This is a genomic window from Engelhardtia mirabilis, from assembly GCF_007748095.1.
Taxonomy (GTDB): domain Bacteria; phylum Planctomycetota; class UBA1135; order UBA1135.
The window spans coordinates 3,881,320-3,907,246 of record NZ_CP036287.1 but is presented as its reverse complement, the minus strand read 5'-3'; the positions used below and the strand labels follow the sequence as shown (position 1 = coordinate 3,907,246).

Annotated in this window: 19 protein-coding genes; 8 read left to right on the top strand and 11 right to left on the bottom strand. The window is 70.7% G+C overall.

Features of this window, described 5'->3' with window-relative positions; translation table 11 throughout:
• Positions 1-86 precede the first annotated feature (86 nt).
• The 6 genes from Pla133_RS14490 to Pla133_RS26315 form a co-directional block, all read right to left on the bottom strand.
• On the bottom strand, positions 87-1,310 hold the full coding sequence (locus Pla133_RS14490; RefSeq protein WP_145066439.1) for a hypothetical protein: 1,224 nt from the start codon (positions 1,308-1,310) through the stop codon (positions 87-89).
• Positions 1,311-1,509: 199 nt separating this feature from the next.
• Positions 1,510-2,634 carry a hypothetical protein gene (locus Pla133_RS14485; RefSeq protein WP_145066437.1) on the bottom strand — a complete coding sequence of 375 codons (1,125 nt, stop codon included), beginning with the start codon at positions 2,632-2,634 and terminating at the stop codon, positions 1,510-1,512.
• 76 nt (positions 2,635-2,710) lie between these two features.
• Positions 2,711-4,891 (bottom strand): alpha-amylase family glycosyl hydrolase, encoded by a 2,181-nt coding sequence (locus Pla133_RS14480; protein WP_145066435.1) that lies wholly within the window; start codon positions 4,889-4,891, stop codon positions 2,711-2,713.
• 370 nt (positions 4,892-5,261) lie between these two features.
• The gene (locus Pla133_RS14475; protein WP_145066433.1) at positions 5,262-6,386 is read right to left on the bottom strand and encodes an ABC transporter ATP-binding protein; all 1,125 of its coding nucleotides are present in this window, start codon (positions 6,384-6,386) and stop codon (positions 5,262-5,264) included.
• A 4-nt stretch (positions 6,387-6,390) separates the two neighbouring features.
• Positions 6,391-7,248, bottom strand: a complete 858-nt coding sequence (locus tag Pla133_RS14470; protein ID WP_145066431.1) for a carbohydrate ABC transporter permease — start codon at positions 7,246-7,248, stop codon at positions 6,391-6,393.
• Positions 7,245-9,728: an extracellular solute-binding protein gene (locus Pla133_RS26315; RefSeq protein WP_419191547.1), complete on the bottom strand. Its 2,484-nt coding sequence runs from the start codon at positions 9,726-9,728 to the stop codon at positions 7,245-7,247. Before Pla133_RS26315 ends, Pla133_RS14470 begins: the two co-directional genes overlap by 4 nt.
• Before the next feature lie 83 nt (positions 9,729-9,811).
• On the opposite strand from Pla133_RS26315, the gene Pla133_RS14450 reads away from it, so the two are divergent.
• The 7 genes from Pla133_RS14450 to Pla133_RS14420 all read left to right on the top strand — a co-directional run bounded on the left by Pla133_RS14450 (position 9,812) and on the right by Pla133_RS14420 (position 21,029).
• On the top strand, positions 9,812-12,217 hold the full coding sequence (locus tag Pla133_RS14450; protein ID WP_419191546.1) for an alpha-amylase family glycosyl hydrolase: 2,406 nt from the start codon (positions 9,812-9,814) through the stop codon (positions 12,215-12,217).
• Positions 12,214-13,695, top strand: a complete 1,482-nt coding sequence (locus Pla133_RS14445; RefSeq protein WP_145066427.1) for a 4-alpha-glucanotransferase — start codon at positions 12,214-12,216, stop codon at positions 13,693-13,695. The genes Pla133_RS14450 and Pla133_RS14445 overlap by 4 nt, the downstream gene beginning before the upstream one ends.
• Complete coding sequence (glgP, locus tag Pla133_RS14440; protein WP_145066425.1) at positions 13,692-15,851, top strand: alpha-glucan family phosphorylase; 2,160 nt, start codon at positions 13,692-13,694, stop codon at positions 15,849-15,851. Before Pla133_RS14445 ends, glgP begins: the two co-directional genes overlap by 4 nt.
• A 73-nt stretch (positions 15,852-15,924) precedes the next feature.
• The gene (locus Pla133_RS14435; RefSeq protein ID WP_145066423.1) at positions 15,925-17,547 is read left to right on the top strand and encodes an amidase; all 1,623 of its coding nucleotides are present in this window, start codon (positions 15,925-15,927) and stop codon (positions 17,545-17,547) included.
• The gene (locus Pla133_RS14430; RefSeq protein ID WP_145066421.1) at positions 17,544-18,962 is read left to right on the top strand and encodes an APC family permease; all 1,419 of its coding nucleotides are present in this window, start codon (positions 17,544-17,546) and stop codon (positions 18,960-18,962) included. The genes Pla133_RS14435 and Pla133_RS14430 overlap by 4 nt, the downstream gene beginning before the upstream one ends.
• A gap of 27 nt (positions 18,963-18,989) precedes the next feature.
• On the top strand, positions 18,990-19,895 hold the full coding sequence (locus Pla133_RS14425; protein WP_145066419.1) for a histone deacetylase family protein: 906 nt from the start codon (positions 18,990-18,992) through the stop codon (positions 19,893-19,895).
• A 138-nt stretch (positions 19,896-20,033) separates the two neighbouring features.
• Positions 20,034-21,029 carry an endonuclease/exonuclease/phosphatase family protein gene (locus Pla133_RS14420; RefSeq protein ID WP_145066417.1) on the top strand — a complete coding sequence of 332 codons (996 nt, stop codon included), beginning with the start codon at positions 20,034-20,036 and terminating at the stop codon, positions 21,027-21,029.
• Positions 21,030-21,052: 23 nt separating this feature from the next.
• Here Pla133_RS14420 and Pla133_RS14415 read toward each other — a convergent pair whose 3' ends face one another.
• Positions 21,053-21,802: an SDR family NAD(P)-dependent oxidoreductase gene (locus Pla133_RS14415; protein ID WP_145066415.1), complete on the bottom strand. Its 750-nt coding sequence runs from the start codon at positions 21,800-21,802 to the stop codon at positions 21,053-21,055.
• Between the two features lie 79 nt (positions 21,803-21,881).
• Here Pla133_RS14415 and Pla133_RS14410 point away from each other — a divergent pair, with 79 nt between their 5' ends.
• The gene (locus tag Pla133_RS14410; protein ID WP_419191545.1) at positions 21,882-22,568 is read left to right on the top strand and encodes a ribonuclease H family protein; all 687 of its coding nucleotides are present in this window, start codon (positions 21,882-21,884) and stop codon (positions 22,566-22,568) included.
• Between the two features lie 49 nt (positions 22,569-22,617).
• Here Pla133_RS14410 and Pla133_RS14405 read toward each other — a convergent pair whose 3' ends face one another.
• The 4 genes from Pla133_RS14405 to Pla133_RS14390 all read right to left on the bottom strand — a co-directional run bounded on the left by Pla133_RS14405 (position 22,618) and on the right by Pla133_RS14390 (position 25,907).
• Complete coding sequence (locus Pla133_RS14405) at positions 22,618-23,634, bottom strand: hypothetical protein (protein WP_145066413.1); 1,017 nt, start codon at positions 23,632-23,634, stop codon at positions 22,618-22,620.
• Between the two features lie 106 nt (positions 23,635-23,740).
• A complete protein-coding gene (locus tag Pla133_RS14400) occupies positions 23,741-24,334 on the bottom strand; it encodes an NUDIX hydrolase (RefSeq protein WP_419191544.1) in 594 nt (197 codons plus the stop codon).
• The gene (locus tag Pla133_RS14395; protein WP_145066409.1) at positions 24,331-24,822 is read right to left on the bottom strand and encodes a GNAT family N-acetyltransferase; all 492 of its coding nucleotides are present in this window, start codon (positions 24,820-24,822) and stop codon (positions 24,331-24,333) included. Before Pla133_RS14395 ends, Pla133_RS14400 begins: the two co-directional genes overlap by 4 nt.
• 8 nt (positions 24,823-24,830) lie before the next feature.
• Positions 24,831-25,907, bottom strand: a complete 1,077-nt coding sequence (locus Pla133_RS14390) for a small ribosomal subunit Rsm22 family protein (RefSeq protein WP_145066408.1) — start codon at positions 25,905-25,907, stop codon at positions 24,831-24,833.
• Positions 25,908-25,927: the final 20 nt, after the last annotated feature.

Genomic DNA, 25,927 nt, shown 5'->3' with positions numbered 1-25,927 from the left:
CGGCTTCGCCGATCGGGGCGCTCTGCGTTCGCGTGGGACAAATGATCGCGGCACCGTACGTCCCACCGCGGCCACCCGTCAGCAGCTCAGTTGGTCACGTCCAGCGGGGCCGCGTTGCTGACGAAGCCCACGAAGGGAATGATGCCTGCGAAGTCGATCACCACGTAGGCGTGGTTGATCTGCTGACCCACCAGCGGAATGATCCCGACCGGCATGTTGAAGTTCGCCTGGGCCGTGCCCGCGGCGTCCAGAACCCCGAAGGAGTTCGTCAGCGGCGGCTGGTTGGCGTAGCTCAGCGTGTAGACGAAGTAGCTGTCGAAGTTCAGGGGCAGGGTCAGCCCGTCGATCGGGAAGCCCGGCGAGGTGCCCGACACGGAACCGAGCAGGAAGTAGGTCTTGCCCGCGTTGCCCGCGCCTGCGTTCAGGATCAACGACTGGTTGCCGCCGAAGCTGACGCTGAGGGTCGAGGGCGTGCCGGCCAAGGCCTGGGGCGGTTCGCAGTCCTCGCACTCGAGCTTGATGCCGTCGAAGTAGAAGCCCGGCGCGGAGCCGCCGGTGGTTCCGCCGCCGGTGCCCGACTGGATCCGCAGCTCGTTGAAGCGGAAGTTCGGGATCATCAGGTCCAGGTCCGCCGTGGTGCTCGGCTTGTCCGTGGTCGGGTTGAGCCAGAACTGGATCCGCTCGTCCCCGGGCAGGAAGTCGATCCGGTAGACCATGTGGCTGGGCTGGTCGATGTTGCCCTGCCCGATGGTCGACGCGCCGGGAGCCCCGGTGGGGGTGTCCAGACCCCAGTCGTCGAACAGGAACGGGCTGCCCATGAACAGGTACTCACCCACGCCGTTGGGGTCCAGGAAGATGAAGAACGAGAGTCCGCCGTAGGCGTCGTCGCCGCCCGGGATCTTCTGGGCGTCGAAGGTGACCCACAGAGTCGTGTCGTCCTTGCCGAACAGCGGACCCGTGGCGGAGCCGAACATCGCGTCGGTGATGTTCTCGAAGCCCGTCCCCGAGATGCGGCGGTAGTTACCGCCGTCGTTCAGGGAGTTGCTCATGTACGCGATGTTGCCGACCGCGTCGCCGATCGTGACTCCGGGCGAGCCCGGGATGATCAGGGCGTTGGTGTCCGTCGGTCCGGAGTACCAGGCGGCTTCCCAGCCGCTGCCGGACCCGGTCTGGCCGAGGTTGGTGCCGGGGGCCAGGTCGAAGGACTCTTCGCAGATGGTGCGGTAGGTGCCTGCCTGGGCCTGGGCAGCGCCGGCGCAGAGGGCCGCGCTGGCCGCCACGAGGAGGCAGCGCTCGAGCGAGGTGTTCATGGTTGGATCGAGTTCACGGATGTCGAAGGGGTCGACCGCGGCGGGCTTGGCCACACGCCGGGTCGTGAGCTTGGTGGGCGAGCGAGGGTCGACGGGCCCATTGCGTTCCCGAGGTCGCCCGAGGGCGGCCCCGACCTGCGAGGGTCGGAGCCGCCCCGAGGCGCTCGGAGCGAGGCGCTCTGGGCGCTCCGCTAGCGGATCACGGGTTGAAGGTCAGCGACGCGGCGCTGCTGACCTTGCTGATGCCGAAGGTGCCGAGGTCGAGCACGACGTAGGCGTGGTTGGCGGTCAGACCGGCGAGCACGCCGAGGCCGGCGGGAACCGTCAGGGTTGCGTTCTCGCTGCCGTCACCGTTGAGGAAGTTGCTCGAGTTGGTCAGGCCGACGCCGGCCGGCGCGCTGAGCGTGGCGTTGAGGTACGCGTCGAGGTTCAGGGGCAGGACGCCCGGACCGATCGGGATACCGGGCGAGGTGCCCGACAGGGAACCCACCAGGATGTAGAGGTCGCCCTCGTTCTCCTGGCCGGCGTAGAGGGTCATCGTCTGGGCGCCGCCGGTGGCCACGGAGATGGCGTCCACGTCGGTCACGAGATCCGGCGGCGTGCAGTCCTCGCACTCGATCACGATGTCGTCCCAGAGCCAACCGTTGGCGGTCGGGCCTTCACCCGACTGCAGGCGGATCTCGTTCCAGTCGTGGTTGGTGGCGATGATGTCGAGGTCGGCGGTGGTGGTGGGGTGGTCGACGCCCGGATCCAGCCAGAGCTGCACGCGCTCGTCGCCGACCAGGTAGTCGATCTTGACCACGATGCGGGTCGGGACGGTGACGTCGCTGCCGGTCACGCGGAAGTCGCAGCAGCCGGGGACCGCGAGGCCCCACTCGCCCGAGGCGAAGGGGCTGCCGATGAACAGCTTCTCACCCACGAAGGAGGTGTGCAGGGAGAGACCGCCGTACTGGCTGTCCGAACCCGGCGCGCGCTGGGCCGTGAAGCTGACCCACATGGAGTAGCCCGAGTCGGCGCCGAAGTTGAAGCCGGGGGCCACGGTCTGGGTCCAGGGGCCGGTCTTCGGGCTGCGGTAGGCACCGACGTTGTTGCCGTCGGTGAGCGCCGCGCCGCCGGCGGCGTCGAGGCCGGGCACGGTCACGTAGCCGGCGCCGCCGGCATACCACTGCTGGAACCAGCCGAAGCCGCCGACCTGGCCGTCGATGCCGCTGAGGTCGGCGTAGTCGAAGGACTCGGTGGCGATGGTCTCGAAGGTCTGGGCGTTGGCCACGGAGGCGAGCGCGAGACCGGCCAGGGTGAAGCTGGCGGTGCGAAGAGTATTCATGTCGGGCAGGACTTGGGTTGCGGAAGAGAGGAGTGGATCCGCGCGCAATCGGCCGAAGCGCGCAGGTCCGCGGAGGTCACTGCGAGAGGATCACGCAGGTGTACGGGGCGAAGGAGAGCGAGATGCTGTAGGGCATCCCGTCCCAGGGGATCGAATCGGCGTTCACGTCCACGGTCGGGTGGTTGCCGAAGGATGCGTCGTAGCCGGACCAGTCGCTGTTGAAGCGCACGTACCAGGTGCCGGCGCGCGGCACCCCGATGCGGTAATTCTGCCCCTGGGACCAAGTCGTGTTGGCGAAGTTGGCGACGACGATCACGTCGTCCCCGGGCCCGCCCTGGTCCCAGCGGTGGAAGGCCACGACCTTGTTGTTGTCATCCACGTGGTGGACGTTCGTGTTGGGCCCCTTGAGGCCCGCGGTGTTGTCCAGGCCGTCGCGGCGCAGGGTGATCAGGTCGGCGTAGAGCTGGCGGATCCCGCCGAAGGTGGCCAGCTTGGTCCAGTCCACCGGGTCGGAGTCCTGGAAGTAGCCGTCCTCGAGCAGCTCCTGGCCCTGGAACAGCATCGGGACACCCGGCGCAGTCATCACCAGGGCGCCGCCGAGGGTCGAGCGCTTCTTCGAATACCAGCTCGACGCGTTGCCGGGCCAGATCTCCTCGGGGACGCGCGCCTTGCCGTTGGCCACCTCGTCGTGGGACTCGGTGTAGACCACGCGCTGGAAGGCGGAGCCGTTGTAGTTGTTCTGGATCGCGTCGCGGACCGACCACATGTTGCGGTCAGAGTCGTTGGGTGTGATCAGCGCGTCGCGGATCGGGTGCACGAAGCCCGCGTCCCACTGGCTGTCGAATCCCGCGCCGCCCTCACCGGTGGTCTTGGTGATCCAGGGGTTGCCCTGCAAGTCCTCGGCGATGTTGATCTTCCAGGGCTGGCTGGCGTTGATCTCGTCGTTGATCCACTGCAAGAGCGACCAGCCCTCGGGGATGTCGCCCAGGGGCCCGGTGCGGATGTTCAGCACCGAGTCGAAGCGGAAGCCGTCCACGCGGCAGTCCTCGAGCCAGTACATCACGTTGTCACGGATGTACTGACGCACCTCGGGCCGACCGAAGTCCGGGCGCGTGTCGCCCCAGGGCGTCTGGGCCTGAATCGAGTTGTAGAAGTAGATCCCGCCCCAACCACCCTGGGACCAGCCGTCGAACTTCCACAGGTCCAGGTCGGAGGGGCCCCAGTGGTTGTAGAGCACGTCCATCAGGACGGCGATGCCGCGCTGGTGGGCCTCGTCGACGAACCGCAGCAGGCCGTCGATCGAGCCGTAGGCGGACTCCACCGCCCAGGGGAAGGCCAGGTTGTAGCCCCAGGAGGAGTCTCCCGCGAACTCGTTCACCGGCAGCAGCTCGACGGCGTTGACGCCGAGTTCGGCCAAGAGGTCGAGGCGCTGGATCGCGCTGTCGAAGGTCCCGACGGGACCACCGACGGTGTCATTGAACGTGCCGACGTGCAGCTCGTAGATGACCAGGTCGTTCCAGGCGGGGGTCTGGTAGTCGGTGTCGGTCCAGGCGAAGGTCTTGGGCTCGACCACGACCGAGTTGCCGATCGAGTTGGTCACCTGCTTGGAGCGCGGATCCGTCTTCCACAGGGTCTGCGCGCCATTCTTGATGACGTACTTGTACTGGGCTCCGACGGTCAGGTTCCGCACGTCGAGCGAGAAGTAACCGTCGCCCTCGTTACCCATGGGCGCCAGGGCACCCGACCAACCGGTGAAGTCGCCGGCCAGGTTGACCGAGTCGGCGAAGGGCGCCCAGACACGGAAGGTGACGCCGCCCGGTTGGCCGTGGGCCGGGGCGTAGGGGATCGAGCCGAGCCCCGGCTGCTTGGAAGGCACTCCCTTGGTGGACCAGCTCAGGTCGTATTGCACGTTCGTCGGTCCGTGGATCCCGATCCACCAGACCCCGGTCGAGATGGGCGTGGGAGAGTCGGCGTTCAGGCGGATGCGCTCGTCGCTCGTGTGCGGGTTGGCCGAACGCAGGTCCCAGTCCTTCAGGGTCGGCTTCTGGTTCTTGCGCAGGTACAGATCCGCATTCGGATCGCCCACGTCGGCCAGACTGATCGAGAGCTGCGGCGTGTAGTTGCCGACGAAGATCGCCACGTAGTGGAAGCCGGTCCGCTCGAGCTGGGGGGCTGCGGTGGACAGTTGCGGGTGGGCGACGAGGGGCGTTGAGCTGAGGGCGATCAGGGCGGCGAGGATCGCTCGGCGGGGCGCCATGGGCAGTTCTCCGGGGTGTGGGCGGGCGGGTGGGGGCGGTGGTGTCTGGGGGGAGCCACCGAGGGGACCCGGCTGAGTCACAAATTTACCCCACCGCAAGGGGCGCGCACGGGCGGAACAGTTGTTCGCCAACTGGCAGCTCAGGGCCGTCCAGGTACGGGGGAGGGCGCCGCAGAGGGGTTGGAGCGTCGGGCGAGCTTGCGCAACGTTGGGCAAGCAATTGACAGGGCCCTTGGCCACACCACTCGAGCTCCGCGACGATCGCCTGAGAGTCGGAAGAGAAAATTGATCCGACGCCCGTTGTGCCGGACGGAGCGCCCCGCCCGGCAAATGCGGATTGGAAGTCGCGGCGGGAGGCGTCGATCGAATCTCAGGCGAGCCGCAGACCCTGCTCGTCCGCGGCGAAGAAGTGCAGGTCGGCCGGATCCAGGTCCAGGTCGATCGGCTCGCCCTCGCGCAGGTGGGCCCCCGGGGCCGTGCGGCAGACCAGGGGCGTCCCGCAGTCCAGCATCAGGGCCAGGTCGACGCGGTCGCCCAGGTGCTCGAGCACCCGCAGTTGCGCCCGCAGGCGACCCGTTCCGGCCCCCGCCGGACGCAGTCGGTCCGGGCGGATCCCGAGCACCACCGGGCCGCTGACCCTTGGCCCCGTGGGGTCCATGCGAAGCTCCACCGAAGGGGCCCGGAAGGTGTCGCCGCGGACCTCGCCCTCGATGAAGTTCATCGTCGGCGTTCCCACGAAGCTCGCCACGAAGCGGTTCGCGGGGCGCTCGTAGATCGTCACCGGATCGGCGCACTGCTGCACCACGCCGTCCTTCATCACCACCAGGCGGTCGCCGAGGGTCATGGCCTCCTCCTGGTCGTGGGTCACGTACATCATCGTGGCGCGGGTCTGACGGTGCAGCGCCTTGAGCTCGGTGCGCGTCTCCATCCGCAGCTTGGCGTCCAGGTTCGACAGGGGCTCGTCGAACAGGAACACCTTGGGGTCGCGGACCAGGGCACGCCCGACGGCGACCCGCTGGCGTTGACCGCCGGAGAGGGCCCTGGGCTTGCGATCGAGGTACGGCGTGATCCCGAGGGTCTGGGCCGCGTCCGCCACCCGCGCGGCGATCTCGCCGTCCTCGCCGCGCGCCTTGGCCCGATAGCCGGAGTCCACCAGGCGCCGGATGGCGCTGCCGTAGCTGCGCCGCCGCTCGAGCCCGAAGGACAGGTTCTGGCGCACGGACATGTGCGGGTAGAGCGCGTAGTTCTGGAACACCATGGCGATGTCCCGGTCCCGCGGCGGGACGTCGTTCACCAGGCGCCCGTCGATGGTCAGGCTGCCCTCGGTGATCTCCTCCAGCCCGGCCACCATCCGCAGGGTCGTGCTCTTGCCGCAGCCCGAGGGCCCGACCAGCACCACGAACTCGCCATCGGCCACGGCCAGGTTGACGTCCTGCACCGCGCGGACGCCGCCCTCGTAGACCTTGCCGATGCCCTTCAATTCGACCGTTGCCATCGGATCAGCCTTTGACTGCGCCCTTGCCGAGCCCGTCCACGAGCTGCTTCTGGGCGACGAAGAACAGGAGGATGCAAGGCAGCATCGTCACGACGCTGACTGCCATCAGGTAGTGCACGGCTTCCAGGCCGCCGTACTGGTTGCGGAAGGCGTTCAGGGCCACGGCCAGGGTCGCCTGGTCGTCGCTGTGCAGATAGATCAGCGGCGACATGAAGTCGTTCCACACGAAGATGAAGGTGAACACCGCCGTGATCGCGACCACCGGCATACACATCGGCAAGAGGATCCGCCACCACAGGCCGAGCACGCTGCAGCCGTCGATCCGCGCGGCCTCGAACAGGGCCTCGGGGATCTGGGCGATGAATTGCCGGAACATGAAGATGAAGAAGGCGTTCCCGAAGAAGGCCGGGACGATCAAGGGCAGCAGGCTGTCGACCCATCCCAGCCCGCGGAAGAGCAGGAACAGGGGGATCATGGTCACCTGGGGCGGCAGCATCATCGTCGCCAGCATCAGCGTGAACAGGGGCCCGCGCCCGCGGAAGCGCATGCGCGCGAAGCCGAAGCCGACCAGGCTCGACGAGAGGATCGTGGCGACCACGGTGACCACCGTGACCACGATCGAGTTCGCCATGGCGTCCAGGAATCCGGTCCAGCGCTCACTGCCCACCTGGGCCAGGGCCTCCGGGTAGTTGCTCCACTGGGCGTCGTCGGGCCACAGGACCATGCCCCCGGCACCGACCGTCGCGGCGCCGGCGCGCTCGGCCGTCTCGAGGCTCAGGGCGACCATCCACCACAGGGGGAAGAGCATCGCCACCGCGCCGAGGACCAGCGGCACGTAGACCCAGCGGCTGGCTCGATTCAAGACATGCCCTCGTAGTGCACGAAGCGCTTCGAGCCCCACATGACCGCCACGGTCAGGACCAACACCACCACCAGCAGCATCCAGGCCAGGGCCGAGGCGTAGCCCATCTCGTAGAACTCGAAGGCCTGGTTGTAGACGTAGAGCACGTAGAAGCGCGTCAGGTCCCCGGGCCCGCCGCCGGTCATCACGAAGGCCTGGGTGAAGACCTGGAAGGACCCGATGATGGCCATGATCCCGTTGAAGAAGATCACCGGGCTGAGCATCGGCAGGGTCACCGAGCGGAAGCGTCGCCAGCCCTTGGCCCCGTCGATCGCCGCCGCCTCGTAGAGGTCCTGGGGGATGCCCTTCAGGCCCGCCAGGTAGATCATCATCGATCCGCCCACCATCCACAGGCTCTGCAGGGCGAAGGCGGGCGGGCCGAAGGTGCCGGCGTCGCGGCCGAACCAATCGGGCGGGGTCAGGCCCACGAGGGCCAAGACCGGCGCCAGGACCGTGTTCAAGAGACCGGCATCGCCGTCGAAGACCCAGCGCCAGAGGACCGAGACGCCGACCCCGGCCAGCACGCTGGGCAGGTACCAGGCCGCGCGGAAGAAGCCGATGGCGCGCGAGGGCACGTTCATCAACAGGGCCGCGGCGAGGGCGAAGGCCTGGCCCAGGGGCACCGCCAAGAGCACGTAGAAGGCGGTCACCCGCAGGCTGGTCAGGAAGCGGTCGTCGTGCCCGATCAGCTGGGCGTAGTTGCCCAGGCCGACCCATTGCGCGCTCGCGAGGGACGACGCGCCGTTCCAACGGGAGAAGGACAGCACCAGCGACAGGCCGATCGGGAAGGCCATGAAGATCGCGAAGCCGACCAGCCAGGGCGACACCAGGGCCAGGCCGGCGCGCTCCTCGGCGCGGGTGAAGCTCGCGCCGCGGCCGCGGACCACGACGAAGGCCACCGAGGCCAACAGGGCGACCACGCCGAGGGCGGCCAGGTTGCGCCACAGGACCCAGTCCACCGGCTCGAAGTCGCCGCTGGCCAGGGGCGACGAGCTCTCCAGGGCCCAGTCGTTCTCGAACTCGGTGATTGCCTGGCGCAGGGGGATGTTGCCGGTCTTCAGGCCAGCGTCCAGGCGCGACTTGAACAGGGGCTCGAACTTCGACGTGGCCGGCCAGGCCTGGACCGACGCGACCAGGGCGGCGTCGAGGAAGGCCTGGTCGTTGCGAGGGGGCGCGGTGGGATCGATGAAGGCGTCGCTGCGTGCCACCTCGCGCAGGGTCGGCACCGCCAGGCCCAGCCGCGAGAGCTGCGCCTGGGTCTCGGGGCTGACCAGGGCGCGGATCAACTTCCACGTCTCTTGCGGGTGCTCGGCGCGGCTCGACATGGCCCAGGCCGCCGAGAGCACGGTGTTGCTCTGGGGCATGTCGGGCAGGCGCGTGCCGCGCGGCAAGGGAGCGAAGTCCCAGTCGAAGCCGCCCTCCGCCGACGACGGGATGTTGCGGTAGGAGGGCACCACCCAGCGACCGAAGGGACCGGCCATGCCCACCGTGCCGGTCAAGAACACGGTCGAGCCCTCGGCGATCTTCGACTTGCCGCTGGTCAGGGTCCCGCGCTCGTCGTGGCGCCACGAGCGCAGGCGGTCGAAGGCCGCGAAGACCTCCGGCTCGTCCAGGCGCAGGTCGTCGAAGGACTCGCCGACGATGTCGAGGCCCTCGGTGCCCAGGTAGGCGCGCAGCATCGGCGGCCAGGTGACGAACTCCGATCCGGTGCAGCCCTCGAGGGCGCCGATGGCGCGGGCCGCGGCGACGTAGTCGTCCCAGCTCCAGTCGTCCGCCGGCAGCGGCACGCCGGCGCGGCGGAACAGGTCGATGTTGTAGTAGAAGCCGACAGTCGTGAAGTCCTTGGGGATGCCGTAGAGCTCACCCCGGCCGGTGATCGAGCCGTCGTAGCGATAGGCGTCGACCGTGGCCTGGAAGTAGTCGTCGAGGCGGACCGCGTCGGCGGGCGGGGTCAGCGCGGCCAGATCCGCGTCGACGAAGGGCTGCAAGGGCTCCAGGAGGCCCATCGTGGCGAACGCCGCCAGGCGCTCGGAACCGATGTAGAAGGCGTCCGGGGGGGTCCCCGCGGCCATCATCGTCTGCAGCTTGGTGTAGAAGCTGGCCGCGTCGCCGGGGTTGATGCGCTGCACCCGCAGGCCCGGGTTCTGCCGTTCGAACTGGGCCAGCGCGCCCTCGACGATGTCGTCCTCGCGCTGCCCCGCGTCGCCGGACCAGTGCATCACCGTCAGCGTGATCGGTGCCGCGCCGCCGCTCTCGCCCTGGGGATCTCGAGAGAATTCGCGCACGCCCACGCGGGCGAAGGCCCAGACCACCGCGAGCAACGCCACCAGTCCGAGCGCCTTGCGCAATAGTTGCCCAAGGGTCGTGCGCTGGCCGGGCACCTCCGGCGGCTGTGGTTGAGCCGGTTGCAGAGCGGGTCCGTCGGAGGTCGACGCGGTCAAGTGTGGGAGCGGGAGCGCGGAGGTGGCGGATGGGCGGCGTAGACTACCACGCCCCTTCGCCTCGATCCCGACGCATGACTCCGATGCTCCTGATCGCCGCGGTGCTGGCCTCGTCCTGCGTCGCAGTCGACGATTGGCCCCCCGCCACGCCGCTCGAGATTCCCGTCGACATGGACGTCGGGGACCTGCCGCCCTCCGTCCGCGCCGAGCCCGCGGGGCCAGGGCGTTGGCGTTGTGAGTTCGTCTTCGGGCTCGATCGCCAGGCCGCGCGCGTGGCCGTGGTCGGCGACTTCAACGGGTGGAACGCCGCGGCCAATCCCATGTCGCGGGGCGGCAACGGTCGCTGGCGTGCGGCGATCGAGATCCCGTCGGGAAGCTACGAGTACAAGTTCCTGGTCGAGGGCACCGAGTACCTGCGCGACCCCGACAACCCGGAGGGCGACGACGACGGCCACGGGGGCACGAACTCGGTCTTGCGACTCGGAGCCCTCGCGGGACTCGACGCGAGCGGCGCGCGCACCGGCGACGGGCGCATCGAGGTGCTCGGCCTGCAGCACGACCCGGGCGCCGTCGAGTTCCTCCAGGTCCAGGGCGACGGCCGGGCGCTGGTGCGGCTCAAGACCCTGGCGCGCGACGTCGAGGGTGTGCAGTGGTGCGCGCGCGGACGCTCCGCGCTGCCCATGACGCGGGTGCTGCGATCCGACCGCTTCGACCACTGGGAGGCCAGCTTCGAGCTCGGCGTCGCGGGCCTCGAGTACACCTTCGTGCTCACCGACGGCGAGCTGCGCGCGGCCGCGCCCCGGGTCTACCGCGTCGACCCGGACCAGCTGATCGCCGTGGACACGCCCGACTGGGCCAAGCACGCGATCTGGTACCAGATCATGCCCGACCGCTTCCGCAACGGCTCGGAGGCGAACGACCCGGATCCGGTGCGTCCGTGGCGCTCGGAGTGGTTCGAGACCAGCCCCTGGGAGACGCGAGGGGGCCAGACCTTCTGGCAGTTCGCGGTGTTCCAGAGGCTCTACGGCGGCGACCTGCAGGGCTTGATCGAGAAGCTCGACTACCTGGAGCAGCTCGGCGTCAACGCGATCTACTTCAACCCGGTCTTCCAGGCCTCGACGCCGCACAAGTACAACGCCACCAGCTTCGTCCACATCGACGAGCACTTCGGCGAGCCGGGCGACTACGCCAGAGCTGAGGCGGTCGAGGACCTGCTCGACCCGTCGACTTGGACCTGGACGCCCTCCGACCGCCTGTTCCTGGACTTCCTCGCCGCCGCCAAGGCGCGCGGCATGCGTGTGATCGTCGACGGCGTCTTCAACCATGTGGGCACCGCCCATCCGGCCTTCCGCGACGTGCGCGAGCGCGGGGCCCTGTCGCCCTTCGCCGACTGGTTCGAGATCCGCTCCTTCGAGCCCTTCGACTACGCCGGCTGGGCGGGCTACGGCGAGCTGCCCGTATTCGCGAAGTCACCCACGGGACTGGCCAGCGCCGAAGTCGTGCAACACATCCACGACATCACGCGCCGCTGGATGGACCCCGACGGCGACGGGGATCCGAGCGACGGTATCGACGGTTGGCGTCTGGACGTGCCCAACGAGATCGCCATGCCCTTCTGGGCCGACTGGCGCGAGCTGGTCAAGTCGATCAACCCCGACGCCTACATCACCGGCGAGATCTGGCAGCGCGCGGACGCCTGGCTCGACGGGCGTCACTTCGACGCGGTGATGAACTACCCCTTCGCCCGCGCCGCGATCCACTGGATCGGCGACGACGAGCTCAAGATCGGACCGACCGAGCTGGATCGGACCTTGGCCGAGCTGCGCCTGGCCTACCCGAGCGAGGTCACCTACGTGCTCCAGAACCTGGTCGACAGCCACGACACGGACCGCCTGGTGTCGATGCTGGCCAACCCCGATCGCGAGTACGACGGCGAGAACCGGCCCCAGGACGGCGCCGACTACGACGGTGCGCGACCGGGCAGGCTGGAGTACCGCCGCGCGCGGCTGGTGGCCCTGTTGCAGATGACCTACGTCGGCGCGCCGATGGTGTACTACGGCGACGAAGTCGGCATGTGGGGCGCCGACGACCCGACCAACCGCAAGCCGATGCTCTGGAAGGACCTCGAGCCCTACGAGGGGCGCCGCGAGAACCACGTGGACGAGGAGCACCTGGCCCACTACCGCGGGATCATCGCCCTGCGCCGCGACCACGCGGCCCTGCGGGTGGGGGACTTCCGCACCCTGTTGGCCGACGACGAGCGGGACCTGTGGGTCTTCGAGCGGCGCCTGGACGGGGAGCGGGTGGTGGTGGCGTTGAACGCCTCGGGTCGCGCCGTGAACCTGGACCTGGCCGCCCTCCTGGGTGACGACGCGAACGACTTAGAGTCGATCTGGGGCGACGCCAGCGACGACCGTCGCGGCTCCGCGCGCGTTCCCGCTGTGGGCGGACGACTGTGGGCCACTGTCGAACGAGCGGCGTCCGAGTGATTCGCACCCCGCGCACCCGGGCGGCATCCGCGCCCGCTTCCCAGTCTTCGCCGGCGGTCTTCGCCGAGCGGTCGGCCGGTGTGCTCTTGCCCCTGGCCAGCCTGCCCGGACGTCATGGGGTCGGCTCGCTCGGCGCACCCGCGGAGTCCTTCGTGCAGTGGCTCGCGAGTGCCGGCGCCGGCTGGTGGCAGATGCTGCCGATCGGTCCCCTGGGCGAGGGCGACTCGCCCTACTCGTCGACGTCTTCCTTTGCCATCGAGCCCGGCTACCTGTGCCTCGATCGCCTGGTCGAGCGCGGACTCCTGGAGCGCCGCGACGTCGCCGCGCCCAAGGCCCTGGGCTCCGGCCCCGCCCAGTTCGCGACCGCGGCCAAGCTCAAGCAGCCCCTGTTCGCACTGGCCCACGAGCGTTGGCGCCGTCGCCGCGGCGCCTCGACCGCGGCCTACCGCGGCTTTCGCGAGCGCGAGGGCGACTGGCTCGACGATTGGTTGCGGTTCAGCACCGGCGCCATCGATGGATCCCAGGCCGACATCGCCGCCTTCGTGCAGTTCGAACTCGACCGCCAGTGGCGCGAGCTGCGTGCCGCGGCCCGCAAGAGCGCCGTGCGCCTGATGGGCGACCTGCCGATCTTCGTGGGCGCCGAGTCGTCCGACGTGTCCGGCCGCCCGGATCTCTTTCGCCTCGACGCCCAGGGCGCACCGCGGCTGCTGTCCGGGTCGCCACCGGACAGCTATTCCGACGACGGCCAACTGTGGGGCCACCCGCACTACCGCTGGTCGCGCCACGGCGCCGAGAACTACGACTGGTGGCGACGCCGCTTCGGATCGCTGCTCGCGCGCTTCGACGCCCTGCGCGTCGACCACTTCATCGGCTTTCACCATGCCTGGGAGGTCCCGGCCTCGGCGCGCACGGCGCGCCACGGCAAGTGGGGCCGCACCCCCGGCAAGGCGATCCTGCAGCACGTGCTCGACGATCGCGGGGAGCTGCCCCTGGTGGCCGAGGACCTGGGCGTGGTCACGCCGCCGGTGCGCGCCCTGCGAGATCACTTCGGCTTGCCGGGCATGCGAATCCTCCAGAACGGCTTTGGCGGACCAGGCGACTACGACCGACCCCACGCCTACCCGGCCAACTCGGTGGCTTACACCGGGACCCACGACAACGACACCCTGGTGGGGAGCTGGCGCAAGCTGCGCGGCGATGCGCGCCAGCGCGCGCTCGCGTACCTCGGCCTTCCGCAGCGCACGCCCGTCGGCGAACAGGTTCACTGGCGCCTGATCGCCGCCCTTGCCGCTTCGCCGGCGAACACGGTCATCGCACCGCTGCAGGACCTGCTCGGACTGGGATCCGACGCTCGCCTCAACACACCCGGGGTCCCGCGGGGGAACTGGCGCTGGCGCGTGGACGCCGCGCAGCTCAACGCTACCCTCGCGCGCCGCTTTCAAGCCCTCCTCGACGTCACCAGCCGCCTCTCCGTATGACGCCCAAAAAGCGCGCCACCGGCCGCACCTCCAAGAAGTCCGCGCGCCAGTCCGCCGCAGCGACCAACGACCTGCGCACGCGCCTCGAGGTCATCGCCCGCGACCTGCTCTGGACCTGGACCCCCTCGGCCCAGGCCCTGTTCGCTCAGATCGACCCACTCCAGTGGGAAGCCACCAAGCAGTCGCCCCTGGGCGTGCTGGGCCGCGTGAACCCCGAGCGCTTCGCCGCGCTCGAGGCCGACCGTGGCTACCTGGCGCGGGTCAAGGCGGTCGAAGCCGAGCGCGCGGCCTACTACCGCGCGAAGACCTGGCACGCGCGCGAGGCCAAGGGCGCGCGGCGGCGCATGCAGGTCGCCTACCTGTGCTCCGAGTACGCGGTGCACGAGAGCCTGCAGCAGTATTCCGGCGGCCTGGGCGTGCTGGCCGGGGACCACCTGAAGTCGGCCAGCGACCTGGGAGTGCCGCTGGTCGCCGTGGGTCTGCTCTACCAGCACGGCTACTACATCCAAGAGTTCGACGCCAAGGGCGCCACGCGCGTGCTCTACCCGCGCTACGAGTTCGGAGGCCTGCCGATCGAGGATACGGGCGTGGACATCGCGGTCCCGATCGGGCGGCGCAAGGTCAATGTGCGCGTGTGGAAGCAGCAGGTCGGCCGCGTGCCGATCTACCTGCTCGACGCCGATCGCCAGGGCAATCGCCCCGAGGATCGCCAGTTGACCGAGGGCCTCTACAAGGGCGAGCCGGACCTGCGGCTGCGCCAACAGGTGCTGTTGGGTGTGGGCGGGATCCTTGCTCTGGAGGCCGTGGGGGAGTCGCCGACGGTCTTCCACCTGAACGAGGGCCACGCGGCCTTCGCGAGCCTCGAGCGCATGCGAACCGCGATGCAGGGTGGCGAGTCCTTCGAGCGAGCGCTCGAGCAGGTCAAGCGCTCGACGGTCTTCACGACCCACACGCCGGTGCCGGCCGGCCACGATCGCTACGACCCGAAGGACGTCTGGGAGTACCTGCGGCCCACCGCCGCGCCCCTGGGCCTCGACGCCCAGTCCCTGGCGGACATGGGGCGGGTCGAGCCCGGCGACCGCAGCGAGCAGCTCTGCATGACCGTGCTGGCCCTGCGCACGGCGGCCCACGTGAACGGCGTCAGCGCCCTGCACGGGCGCGTCTCGCGCGAGATGTGGGCCCGGGTCTACCCGCAGGCCACGAGCGTCGAAGAGGTCCCGATCGGGCACATCACCAACGGCGTGCACACGCGCACCTGGCTCTCGCCGGCGGCCGGCGACGTGTACGAGCGTTGGCTGAAGCCCGACTGGAACGCCGCCGGCCCGGACGACGACCCCTGGGCGCGCGCCGCCGACATTCCCGACGAGGAGCTGTGGGCCCTGCGCCGGCGCCTGCGCTCGGAGCTGGTCCAGTTCGTACGCACGCGCCTGCGGCGCCAGGCCATGGGGCGCGGCGCCGACGCGGTGGAGGCCGCCATCGCCAGCGAGGCCTTCGATCGCGACGTGCTGACCATCGGCTTCGCCCGGCGCTTCGCCACCTACAAGCGCGCGCCGCTGATCTTCCGCGATCCCGAGCGCCTGGCCGCGATCCTCGACCACGCCAAGCGACCGGTCCAACTGGTCTTCGCCGGCAAGGCGCACCCACGCGACAAGGCCGGCCAGGCCTACGCCCAGACGATCCACGAGTTCACCCGCGATGCGCGCTTCGTCGGTCGGGTGGCGTTGATCGAGGAGTACGACATGCAGGTCGGCCGGGCGCTGACCTCGGGCTGCGACGTGTGGCTCAACAACCCGATCCGGCCCCACGAGGCCAGCGGCACCAGCGGCATGAAGCCGCCCCTGCACGGGGGCATCAACCTGTCGATCCTCGACGGGTGGTGGCCCGAGTCCTACGACGGCACCAACGGCTGGGCCATCGGCGACGGCAAGGAACGCGACGACCAGGAAGCCCAGGACGCGGCCGACGCCGAGGACCTGTACCGCCTGCTCGAGAAGCAGGTCGCGCCTGAGTTCTACCGACGTGACAAGGACGGCCTCCCGCGGGCCTGGATCGCCCGGGCGCGCGCGTCCTTGACCAAGGTGCCGCGGCAGTTCTCGACCCACCGCATGGTGGCCGACTACGTGCGCCAGGCCTACTGGCCCGCGGCCGGCGGTTGAGCCTGAGGGGCCCCGCGGTCGGCGTCGATGGTCCCATCGACCGCGGGGCGCCAGCAGTGGCTAGGATGCCGCGATGCAGGCCAAACGTGGGGTCGATCCCCCCCAGGATCAGGACGGTGACTCGGCGCGAGTCGCACCGAGAACCATCGCGGCGGCCGAAGAGCTGGCCGGGATCGAGTTCTCGGCGGCGGAGCGCGAACAGATGGCGGCCAGCCTGGCGCGCCAGGTCGCCGGCCTGCGCGCTCGCCGCGGGGTCGCGCTCGAGAACGGCTTGGCACCGGCGACGGTCTTCGATCCCTGGCTCGGGCGTCCCTCGCCCCCTGGCGGTCAGCGCATCCGCTTCGAGGCGCGGGGCTTCCCCGAGCGGCCGGCGGCCGATGTCGACGTGGCCTTCGCCTCCTGTCGCGAACAGGGGCATTGGCTGCGCACGGGGCAGCTCTCCAGCGTCGAGCTGACTCGCCTCTACCTCGAACGCATCCGCCGCTTGGACCCCGCCCTCTCGGCGGTGATCACGGTCACCGAGGAGCGCGCCGTGGCCGCGGCCGAGCGCGCCGATCGCGAGCTGGCCGCGGGCGTCGATCGCGGTCCGCTGCACGGGCTGCCGTGGGGCGCGAAGGACCTGTTCGACACCGCTGGCATCCGCACCACCTGGGGCGCCGAGCCCTTCGCCGAGCGCGTGCCCGAGCGCGACGCGGAGGTCGTGCGCCGCTTGGACGCGGCCGGGGCGGTGCTGATCGCCAAGACCAGTCTGGGCGCCTTGGCCTACGGCGATCGCTGGCTCGACCAGCGCACCAACTCGCCCTTCAAGCTCGATCGCGGCTCGAGCGGCTCCAGCGCGGGGAGCGCGTCGGGCACCGCCGCGGGTCTGTTCTCATTCGCGCTCGGGACCGAGACCCTGGGCTCGATCGTCTCGCCGTCCATGCGCTGTGGTGCGACGGGCTTGCGACCGACCTTCGGACGCGTCTCGCGCGCCGGCGCCATGGCCCTGTGTTGGTCCCTCGACAAGGTCGGTCCGATCACGCGCTGCGTGGAGGACGCCCTGGTGGTGCTCGCGGCGATCGAAGGAAGCGACGAGCGCGACGTGTCGACCCGCGCCATGCCGCTCGAGTTCGACGGCGCGCGCTCGGTCGCGGGCCTGCGCGTGGGCTACGACCCCCGCGCCTTCGAGGGCGAGCGCGCGGACCTGATCGACGCGGCCGCCCTGGCGGCCCTGCGCGAGTGCGAGGTCGAGCTGGTCGAGTACGAGCTGCCCGAGGCGCCCTACGCCTCGCTCTACACGATCCTCAACGTGGAGGCCGCCGCCGCCTTCGAGGAGCTGACGCGCGAGAACCTCGACGACCAGCTCACCTGGCAGGACGAGGAGGCCTGGCCCAACTCCTTCCGACAGTCCTGGTTCGTGCCGGCGATCGAGATGGTGCAGGTAGACCGCCTGCGCCGCCGCATCGCCACGCAGGTGGAGCAATCCCTCGGCGACCTGGACGCAGTGCTGACGCCCAGCTTCTCCGGCTGGTGGCTGGTCGCGACCAACTTCACCGGCCACCCCTGCCTGTGCCTGCGCGCCGGCTTCGAGCAGGACGGACAGCCGCGCGGCGTGACCCTGTGGGGACGCCTGGCGGGCGAGGGTCGCTTGGCCGAGCTCGGCCGCGCACTCGAGGAGCGCCTCGGTGTCTGGCGCAGGCAGCCGGAGCTCGGATGAGCGCCGACGACGCAGCCGAGCCGGAGCCCGAGCGCAACCTCGGGCCCTTCGACGCGACCATGCTCGTCATGGGCGGCATCGTCGGCGTGGGCATCTTCTTCACGCCGGGCACCGTCGCCGGGTTGGTGCCCGACGAGTCGACGTTCCTGCTGGCCTGGATCCTCGGCGGGCTCGTGGCCTTGTGCGGCGCATTCACCTTCGCGGAGCTCGGCGCCTGCATGCCGCGCGCCGGCGGCTGGTTCGTCTACCTGCGCGAGGCCTTCGGTCCCCTGCCGGCGTTCCTCTTCGCTTGGACGATCCTGGGCGTGGTCTCGACCGGCGCGATCGCGGTCATCGCCGCCTTCTGCGCCACGGCGCTGAACGGCTTGGTACCGGGCGTCGGGGCGGTCGGCAGCGTCAGCCACCTGGCCGTGGGGCTGGCGATCGTGATCGGCCTGACGACCATGGCGCTGATGGGCATTCGCCTCGGTGCGACGGTGCACGGCGTGGTGATGGTCGCCAAGCTCGTGGCCATCGCCGCCCTGGGTGCGGCCGGTGTCGCGGTCGGCTTCGGCCTCGGTGGCCAGGGGAGCGAGGCGGCGCTGCCCGTCGATTCGGTCCCGGCCGAGCCGGTCGGGCTGGCCGCCATCGCCCTGGGGCTGGTCGGCGCGGCCCTGCCGGTGTTCTTCTCCTACGGCGGTTGGCAGAACCTGTGCTACGCGGCCGACCGCGTGCGCGATCCGCGGCGCGTCCTGCCCCGGGCGATCCTCGGCGGCGTGGTCGGCGCGGTGGCGCTCTACCTGGTGGTCAACCTCGGCTTCCTGCGCGCCTTCGGGCTGGAGGGCTTGGGCAGTCGCGGCGACTTCGCCGCGGCCCTGGCGGAGCGAGTCATGGGCGAAGGCGGTCGCGGCGCGCTCCAGGCGGCGATGGCGGTCTCGGCCCTCGGGGTCTGCGCCGTGACGGTGCTGCTCACGCCGGGCATCTACGTGGCCATGGCCCGCGCGGGGTTGTTCTTCCGCGCCTACGGCAAGCTCCACGCGCGCACGGCCGCGCCGGTCCTGGCCCTGGTGACCCAGGGTGCCGTGGCCTGCGGCTACCTGCTGTGGAGCGAGCAAGAGGCCTGGCTCGGTCCGCCCGCGGAGGGCGCCATGGACCTGGACACCCTCACGGGTTCGGTGGTCTTCGCCGAGTGGATCTTCCATGCCCTGGCCGCCGCGGCCCTGTTGCGGCTGCGGCGCGTGCACCCCGACTTCGTCGGTCTCGGCTCCAGCTGGGCTCGTCTCGCACCGTTCGGCTACCTGCTGGCGGCGATCGCCGTCGTCGCGGGCAACCTGTTCGCCACCCCGGGCCTGCGGGTCGTGGTGGGCCTGGTGGCTGTCGGGCTCGGCGGACTCGTCTACCTGGCTTGGCGACCCTTCCGCCCGGCGTCGGCCTGACTCGCGCCCCAGCGCCCCGCCCTTCCCGTGCGCGTCTTCAGCACAGACCACCTCGAGGTGCCCCTGCCCGCTGGGCATCGGTTCCCCATGTCGAAGTACCGCCGCTTGCGGGAGCGGTTGGTCGAAGCCGGGGTGCTGCGCGCGAGTGAGCTCGTCCGCGCCCCGGCGGCGCCCCTCGATCGCATCGGCGCGGTGCACGACCCGGCCTACGTGCGGGCCTTCATCGCCGGCAACCTCTCGCGCGAGGCGGTGCGGCGCATCGGCTTCCCCTGGTCGCCCGCGCTCGTGGATCGAACCCTGGGCAGCGTCGGCGGGACCCTGGCCGCGGCGCGGGTAGCCCTCGACGAGGGCTTCGCCGGCAACCTGGCGGGGGGCACGCACCATGCCCACCGCGACTTCGGTTCGGGCTACTGCGTGTTCAACGACCTGGCGGTGACGGCCCGCACGCTGCTCGACGAGCGGGCGGTGGAGCGCGTGGCGGTGGTGGACCTTGACGTCCACCAGGGCGACGGCACCGCGACCCTGTGCGCGGGCGACGAGCGCGTGTTCACCCTCTCGGTCCACGGCGCGCGCAACTTCCCGAGCCGCAAGCAGACGAGCGACCTGGACCTGGGCCTGGCCGACGGTACGGGCGACCAGGAGTACCTGGAGCTGGTCGAAGCCGCCCTCGATCGCGTGTTCGACGGGGCGCGACCGCAACTCGTGCTCTATCAAGCCGGCGTGGACCCGCTGGCGGAGGACCGGCTGGGACGACTGGCCTTGACCCTCGACGGCCTGGCCGCGCGGGACGCGCTGGTCTTCGAACGCTGTCGTGCGGAGGGTGCCGCCGTGGTCGCGACCCTCGGCGGCGGCTACGCCGATCCCCTCGAGCCGACCCTGGCGGCCCACGAGGGCACCTATCGGGCGGCGCGGTCGGTCTTCGATCGAGGCTAGTCGCCGCGGCGGCGGTCCTGTGGGCGACGTGCGCTGCGCGGGGTCGGGACTCTGGCACCCGGCCGGGGCTCGCGCCGGTTAGAGTCGCAGGGCCGCGGCCTCAGCTCCCCGAAGGCCGCGACAACCGCTCCACTCCCCTTGGCCCAGACCGAATCCCAATTGCGCCGCGCCACCGCGCGGGCCCGGCGCCCGCTGACCTGGGCGGTGACCATCGTCGTCATCGTGGTCACCCTTTGGACACGCTCCGGGAGCCTGCACTGGAGCGGCGAGGCGGCGGCGGACTACCGCTGGCACCTGGGCTGGGCCTGCATCGCCCTGGGCGGGGTGGCGTCGGTCCTGCAGAACTGGGTGCCGTCCCTGCTGCTGCTGGCCCTGGGGTTCTTCCATCTGGGTCCCGAGCTGGCGCTCTCGGTCCCACGGGGCACGGTGGCCGCCGCCGGTCAGCCGCTGACGGTCGCCATGGTGACCCTCGAGGCCGGCGCCGAGGATCAGCGGCCCTTCCTGGACTGGATCGAAGCCGAGGACATGGCCGCGGAGCAGCGACCCGACCTGCTGTTCTTGACCCAGGTCGATCAGCTGGCCCTGGGGCAGCTCGGCGAGCTCGAGGCCCATGGCTTCATCGACCGCCATGTCTGGCCTGCGGAGGCGGACTGGACCGCGGACACCCGCGGCAACGTGTTCCTGTCGCGCCTGCCCACCAGCGGCTACTCGGCGGGTGAGTTGGGTCGACTGTTCGAGCTCGAGGTCGACCTGGCGGGTACACCGGTCACGGTCCTGGCGGCGCGCATGCCGCGTCCGCTCAGCGAGCAAGGGGTGGACCAGCGCGCCGAGCTGGTGGAGCTGCTCGGGACCCGCGCGGCCCGATCGCCGAACACGGTCGTGCTCGCCAAGCTCAACGCGACGCTCTATGCCCCCGCCTACCAGCGGCTGCTGTCGCTGGGTGAGCTGACCGACTCACGCATGGGCTTCGGGCGCAAGACCTCGTGGAGCGACGATCGCTTCCTGCCGGGGCTCGAGCTCGCGGTGGACCACGTGCTGGTGGGCGACGGCCTGCTGGTCCTCGATCGACGGGTCGAGCACTTGACCTTGGGGCAGGGCCGCGAGCCGGTCATCTGCCGAGTCAGCCTGCGCTGAGCCCGGCGGTTGGCCGGTTCGCCTCAGGCGCCGAAGCGGCGCTCCTGCCACAGGGGCGGCCGATCGGCCTCGAGCAGCTCGGCGATCTCACGCGCCGGCAGGGCAGCGTCCACCAATTCCCCGTCCGCGTGCAGGGCCTCGAAGCGCGCGCGTCGGGGGAAGTCCTCCAGGGCCGCGGTGCGGATCTGGCCCTGCATCGTCGTGTCGACGACGCCCGGGGAGTAGGAGACGAGGCCCACGTCGAGGCCGCGGTGTTCGTCGAGCTCCTCGTGCTCCAGCGCGAGGACCTGGCCGAACATCCGCAGGGCGGCCTTGCTCGCGCAGTAGGCACCCCAACCCGGGTAGGCGGAGGTGGCCGCGCCGCTCGAGACGTCGACGATGCGGACCCGTGCGCTCGTCGCAGCGCCCGCTAGAACGCGTCCGGCGAGCCAGGCGGGCACGGCGGCGTTGACGGCCAGGCTGCGCCCGGTCGCGGCCAGGTCGAGCTTGTGGATCGGCGCGATGTCGAGCAGGCCGGCGTTGTTCACCAGGGCGATGCGGCCGTGTCCGGCGAGACTGCTCGACTCGGTGACCGGTCCGAGGACAGCTTCGACGGCGGCGGAGTCCGCGAGGTCCACAGCCGCGTGGGAGTAACCCTCGGCGCCGGCGAGCTGCGACGGGGCTGCGCTGCGAGCGACGCCCAGCACGGTCCATCCGCGGCTCAGCAGCTCGCCGGCCACGGCCAGTCCCAGACCGCGGGAGGTCCCGGTCACGATCGCGAAGTTCTCAGACATGCCGCGAGTGTACGCAGCCTCCCGAACTCCTGATCCAGGACACTAGGACGGCCTCGTCGCCAGAGTTAGATTCCCCCGGGTGACGAGCTTCAGCTGCAAGGTCTGTGGAGCCGCGTTCGAGGTGCCCCAAACGGCCCTCGACAAGTACCCGGGCTGGCAGCCCAAGTACTGTCGCGAGCATTCGCCGAAGAAGAGTGGAGCCCCCAAGGGCGGTTCCGCAGGCGCGCGCTCGGGCGGTGCTCGATCAGGGGGCGCCGCGCGCCGCACCCGAGTCAAGACCATGGACGAGGGGCCGCGGCTCACCACCGCGGAAGTGCTGCTGCAGTATGCGGACCCCGGTCAGGATGGCGTCTTCACCGACGGGTCCTGCACGCCCAATCCCGGCCCCGGTGGCTGGGGCGTGGTTTGGGTCGAAGGCGGCCAGGTCGTGGGGGAGCTCAACGGCCATGAGCCCGACACGACCAACAACCGCATGGAGCTCAAGGCCCTGGTCGAGGCCTTCCGGATGCTGCCCGACGATCGGCCGGTGAACGTCTTCAGCGACAGCAACCTGTGCGTCCAGACCGTGAACCAGTGGGCCCCGGGCTGGGCCGCGCGAGGCTGGAAGCGCAAGGGCGGCCCGATCGCCAACCTGGATCTGGTCCAGGAGTTGTGGGCCCTCGTGCAGGAGCGCCCGAAGGTCAAGCTGCAGTGGATCGAAGCCCACACCGGCCACCGCTGGAACGAGTACGCCGACGCCCTGGCCGCGGCTTGGATGCGCGGCTGAGCGTCGGCGGCCCACCTGGCCCGATCGGGTGCCCGCGTCGATCGCCGGCCTACTCGACGGTGCAGGACCAGGAACCGTGGCCCTCGAACTCGAGTTCCAACTCCATCGTCATGCCCCGCTCCTCGGCCTCGGCCTCTAGGGTCAGGTCCATGGGGCCCTCGAGCGTCAGCGATCGGATGTGTCCGGAAGCCAGGTCCCAGAGCAGCTCACCCTCGAGGTCGATCGAAGTGGTGATGCGCGCCTCTTGCAGGGACTCGTCGGCGTCCAGCTGGTCGTTGTAGCGCAGCATCTGTTCGCTCGCGTCGCCGCTCGCGGTGACTTCGCCGGAGAGCACGATGCGCGCGAACCGTCCGCCATCCTCCACGAGTTCCACGTAGGTCGCGACGACCTCACCGGAGAGGGTGTCCGTGGCCTGGGCCGGCGTGGCGCACATCACGGCGGGCACGATGTCGTCGGCCAAGTCGTTGCCCTGGGCCTCCAACTCGAGGTCGGCGCCCAGACCCAGGATCGACGCCAGCTGTGGCGCGTCGATGATCCAAGTGTCGCCCACGCCGACCTCCCGGTCCGGCAGCAGGGCCAAGCCGTCGTAGTCGAAGTGCAGGGCGTCGAGCAGGTCCGCGTCCAAGGGGTCGTCCTCGTCGAGTGAGGTGGCGACCCAGGCCTCCTCGTCGCTGTTCCAGGTCCAGGCCACGCCTTCGCCGGCCAAGTCGCTCGCGAAGGTCTCGCGGACCTCGTCCTCGGGGTCGCCGTCCTCGACCACGTCCGCGTCGAAGCCGCCGGTGATCTCGTCGTAGGTGCGCTCGATCCGCCGGAGCCCGTCCTCGCCAACGGTCGCGTAGAGGTCCGTGACCTCCAACGAGCGGGTATGCACGATCTTGAGCTCGAAGCCGTCCGGGACCGGGTCGTCGCTGCCTCCCGCCCGCATCACCCCGTCCACCAGTTCGAGCTCCACCCTCGAGCTGAGAGTCTTCTCGACCGTGAGGTCCTGGGCGGCGGCGAAGCGCGGGGAGTCCGCGGCGGAGCCCGTGGCGACGGCCAACAAGGCGAAGGGGGTCAGGACTTTCATGGGGATCCTCGCAGGTCTCGGGACTGGCGGCAGGTGGGTCCGTTTCGTGGGTGGTTGTTCGGATCCCGGGCTCCGACATTGCGGCATTCGCCGCGTCGGACTCGCTTCAGGGCCCGGGGCTGCGAATCAGATCCACCATCGCGCTCAACATGCGGTGAGTCAGACCCCAGACCACCCGGCGCTCCCAGTTCCAGGCGGGCAAGAAGAGCGAGCGCTCGCCGTCCTCGTAGTGGAAGCGGTGGTCCAACTCGCCCGCGGCCAGGGGACCCAGGGGCATCCAGAAGGCCTCGGAAGCCTCGTCCCCGAGGATCACCTCGCCCAGGTCCGCCGCTCGAAAGGCGAAGGGCGTGACCCGCAGGGGCACCGGTCCGCCGCGGGCGCGGGCCTGGATCGTCGGCATCCGGCACAGGAGCCGAGCGCCCGCGGCCAGGTCGACGCCAAGCTCCTCCCGGGTCTCGCGCACGGCGGTGGCCGCGAGGTCCGCATCGAGCTCCTCGGCCTTGCCGCCGGGCAGGGAGATCTGACCCGACCAGCGATCGCCCTCGCGCTCGGCGCGGCGCATCAAGAGCACCTCCGGCCAGTCCGTCCCGTCGCGCAGCACCGCGGCCACCGCCGCCTGGTCCGGCGCGGCCGGGGGCTCGGGCTCGGATGGCGCGTAGCCCTCGAGGATCTCGGTCCAGTCCGGTCGCAGGGGGCTCACAGCTCGAGCGCCAGGTGCAGGTCGCAGCCGTGGTGGCCCGTGTTGCCGAGTGGCCCGGCGAGGAGCTCGAAGCCCGCCGCGCGGTACAGGCGTTGGGCCGCGTCCATGCCCGTCAAGGTCTCGATGTAGCAGCGCGCGAAGCCCATCTCCCGCGCCGCCTCGAGGCAGCGGGCCAGCAGCTCGCGGCCGACGCCGCGCCCGCGCAGCTCGGGCAGGAAGTACATCTTGCGCAGCTCGCAGACGGTCCCGTCCGCGCCCACCAGGGGCGCGACGCCGGCGCCCCCGGCCACGCGACCGTCGAGCTCGACCACGAAGTAGCAGCAGCGCTCGGCCCCGTAGGCGACCGACATGGTGTCGACCTCGGCATCGGTCATCGCGAAGCCGTCGCCGGACGCTCCGAACTCGGGCATGACCGCGCGGATCACCCCGGCCACGGCGGCGTCGTCCGTGGCTGCGATGGGGCGGATGGCGATCGTGGACTCGGCCATGGTGGTCCCTACTCCTCGTCGGCCGTGTCGGTCGAACCGTCGACCCCGGGACCCGAGAGCACCCGCCGGATGCGCGTGCCCTCGCGCTCGAAGCGGTAGTCGAGGGTCGCGCGACTGGCCTTCTTCCAGGTGCGCCAGACCCGCGGCGCGTCGCGCTTCCACAGCTCGCAGCGCGTCACGCCACTCGCGTCGCACACGTCGGCCGTGGCCTTGCCCTTCTCGATCCGCGGCCGGCCGAGGATCCGTGCGCGGGTCGGATCGTCGTCGTGCTCGGGTGCCAGGTCGCGGCGCATCAGCACCAGGAAACTCGTTGCCAAGCTGCGCCGGTCGATCTCGAGCTCTTGGCCGAAGCGCGCCCAGAAGCCCTCGATGAAGGCTTCCTGGGGCGGCTCCGGGAAGTGGTGGCACCACTGGTCCTCGTTGCCGGGGGCCAGGGTTCCGCAGGCTCCGGAGTGAGGGCAGGGGGCCAGGGGAAGGTGGGTTGCCAGGAGACCCTCGCGCACCTCGGACAGTCCGCGCGCGATCGAGCGCGCCCCGGGCTCGACCCAGACCACGCGCGCGGCGCGGCGGGCCAGGGCCTGGAGCTGGTCCAGGCCGTGCGTGTCGAGCTCGCTCAACACGTGGCTGATCAAAGCCAAGTCGATCGCGGCGCCCGGGGGGGGCGAACCCGTGCGCACGTCGAGCTCGGCGGACGCCTCGCGCAGGCGCCCGGCGGCGAAGCTGCGTGCGGGGCTCGAGCGGTCGTCCATGAACACCCGCGCGCCGCCCGGAATCAAGCCCGCCGCGAAGGCGCGGCGCGCCGCGATACCGGTGCCGCAGCCCCAGTCGACCACGTTCCAAGCCTCGCCGGCAGCGCTCCCCGCGCCGAGTCCGGCCGCGAGCGCCTCCGCCAGGACGCTGTCCCACTTCCAACCGATGCGCGCGCCGTAGGTGGCGTCGTACAGCTCGAGGTCGCGGTCCGTCAGCCAGTAGTCGCCGGTGGCGGCCGGCTCGCCGTCCTCACTGCGCGCCAGGAACAGGGACCGCATGCGCTCCAGGCGGCCGCGGTCTCGCCCGCGCCAGTCGATCGTGAGGTAGTCGGTCATGGTGGATCGGGAGCCTACCT

Bases quoted from the DNA above. Each gene is read 5' to 3' on its own strand.
- Pla133_RS14490 (WP_145066439.1), bottom strand. From the start codon at position 1,310: ATGAACACCTCGCTCGAGCGCTGCCTCCTCGTGGCGGCCAGCGCGGCC.
- Pla133_RS14485 (WP_145066437.1), bottom strand. From the start codon at position 2,634: ATGAATACTCTTCGCACCGCCAGCTTCACCCTGGCCGGTCTCGCGCTC.
- Pla133_RS14480 (WP_145066435.1), bottom strand. From the start codon at position 4,891: ATGGCGCCCCGCCGAGCGATCCTCGCCGCCCTGATCGCCCTCAGCTCA.
- Pla133_RS14475 (WP_145066433.1), bottom strand. From the start codon at position 6,386: ATGGCAACGGTCGAATTGAAGGGCATCGGCAAGGTCTACGAGGGCGGC.
- Pla133_RS14450 (WP_419191546.1), top strand. From the start codon at position 9,812: ATGCTCCTGATCGCCGCGGTGCTGGCCTCGTCCTGCGTCGCAGTCGAC.
- glgP (WP_145066425.1), top strand. From the start codon at position 13,692: ATGACGCCCAAAAAGCGCGCCACCGGCCGCACCTCCAAGAAGTCCGCG.
- Pla133_RS14435 (WP_145066423.1), top strand. From the start codon at position 15,925: ATGCAGGCCAAACGTGGGGTCGATCCCCCCCAGGATCAGGACGGTGAC.
- Pla133_RS14430 (WP_145066421.1), top strand. From the start codon at position 17,544: ATGAGCGCCGACGACGCAGCCGAGCCGGAGCCCGAGCGCAACCTCGGG.
- Pla133_RS14415 (WP_145066415.1), bottom strand. From the start codon at position 21,802: ATGTCTGAGAACTTCGCGATCGTGACCGGGACCTCCCGCGGTCTGGGA.
- Pla133_RS14405 (WP_145066413.1), bottom strand. From the start codon at position 23,634: ATGAAAGTCCTGACCCCCTTCGCCTTGTTGGCCGTCGCCACGGGCTCC.
- Pla133_RS14395 (WP_145066409.1), bottom strand. From the start codon at position 24,822: ATGGCCGAGTCCACGATCGCCATCCGCCCCATCGCAGCCACGGACGAC.
- Pla133_RS14390 (WP_145066408.1), bottom strand. From the start codon at position 25,907: ATGACCGACTACCTCACGATCGACTGGCGCGGGCGAGACCGCGGCCGC.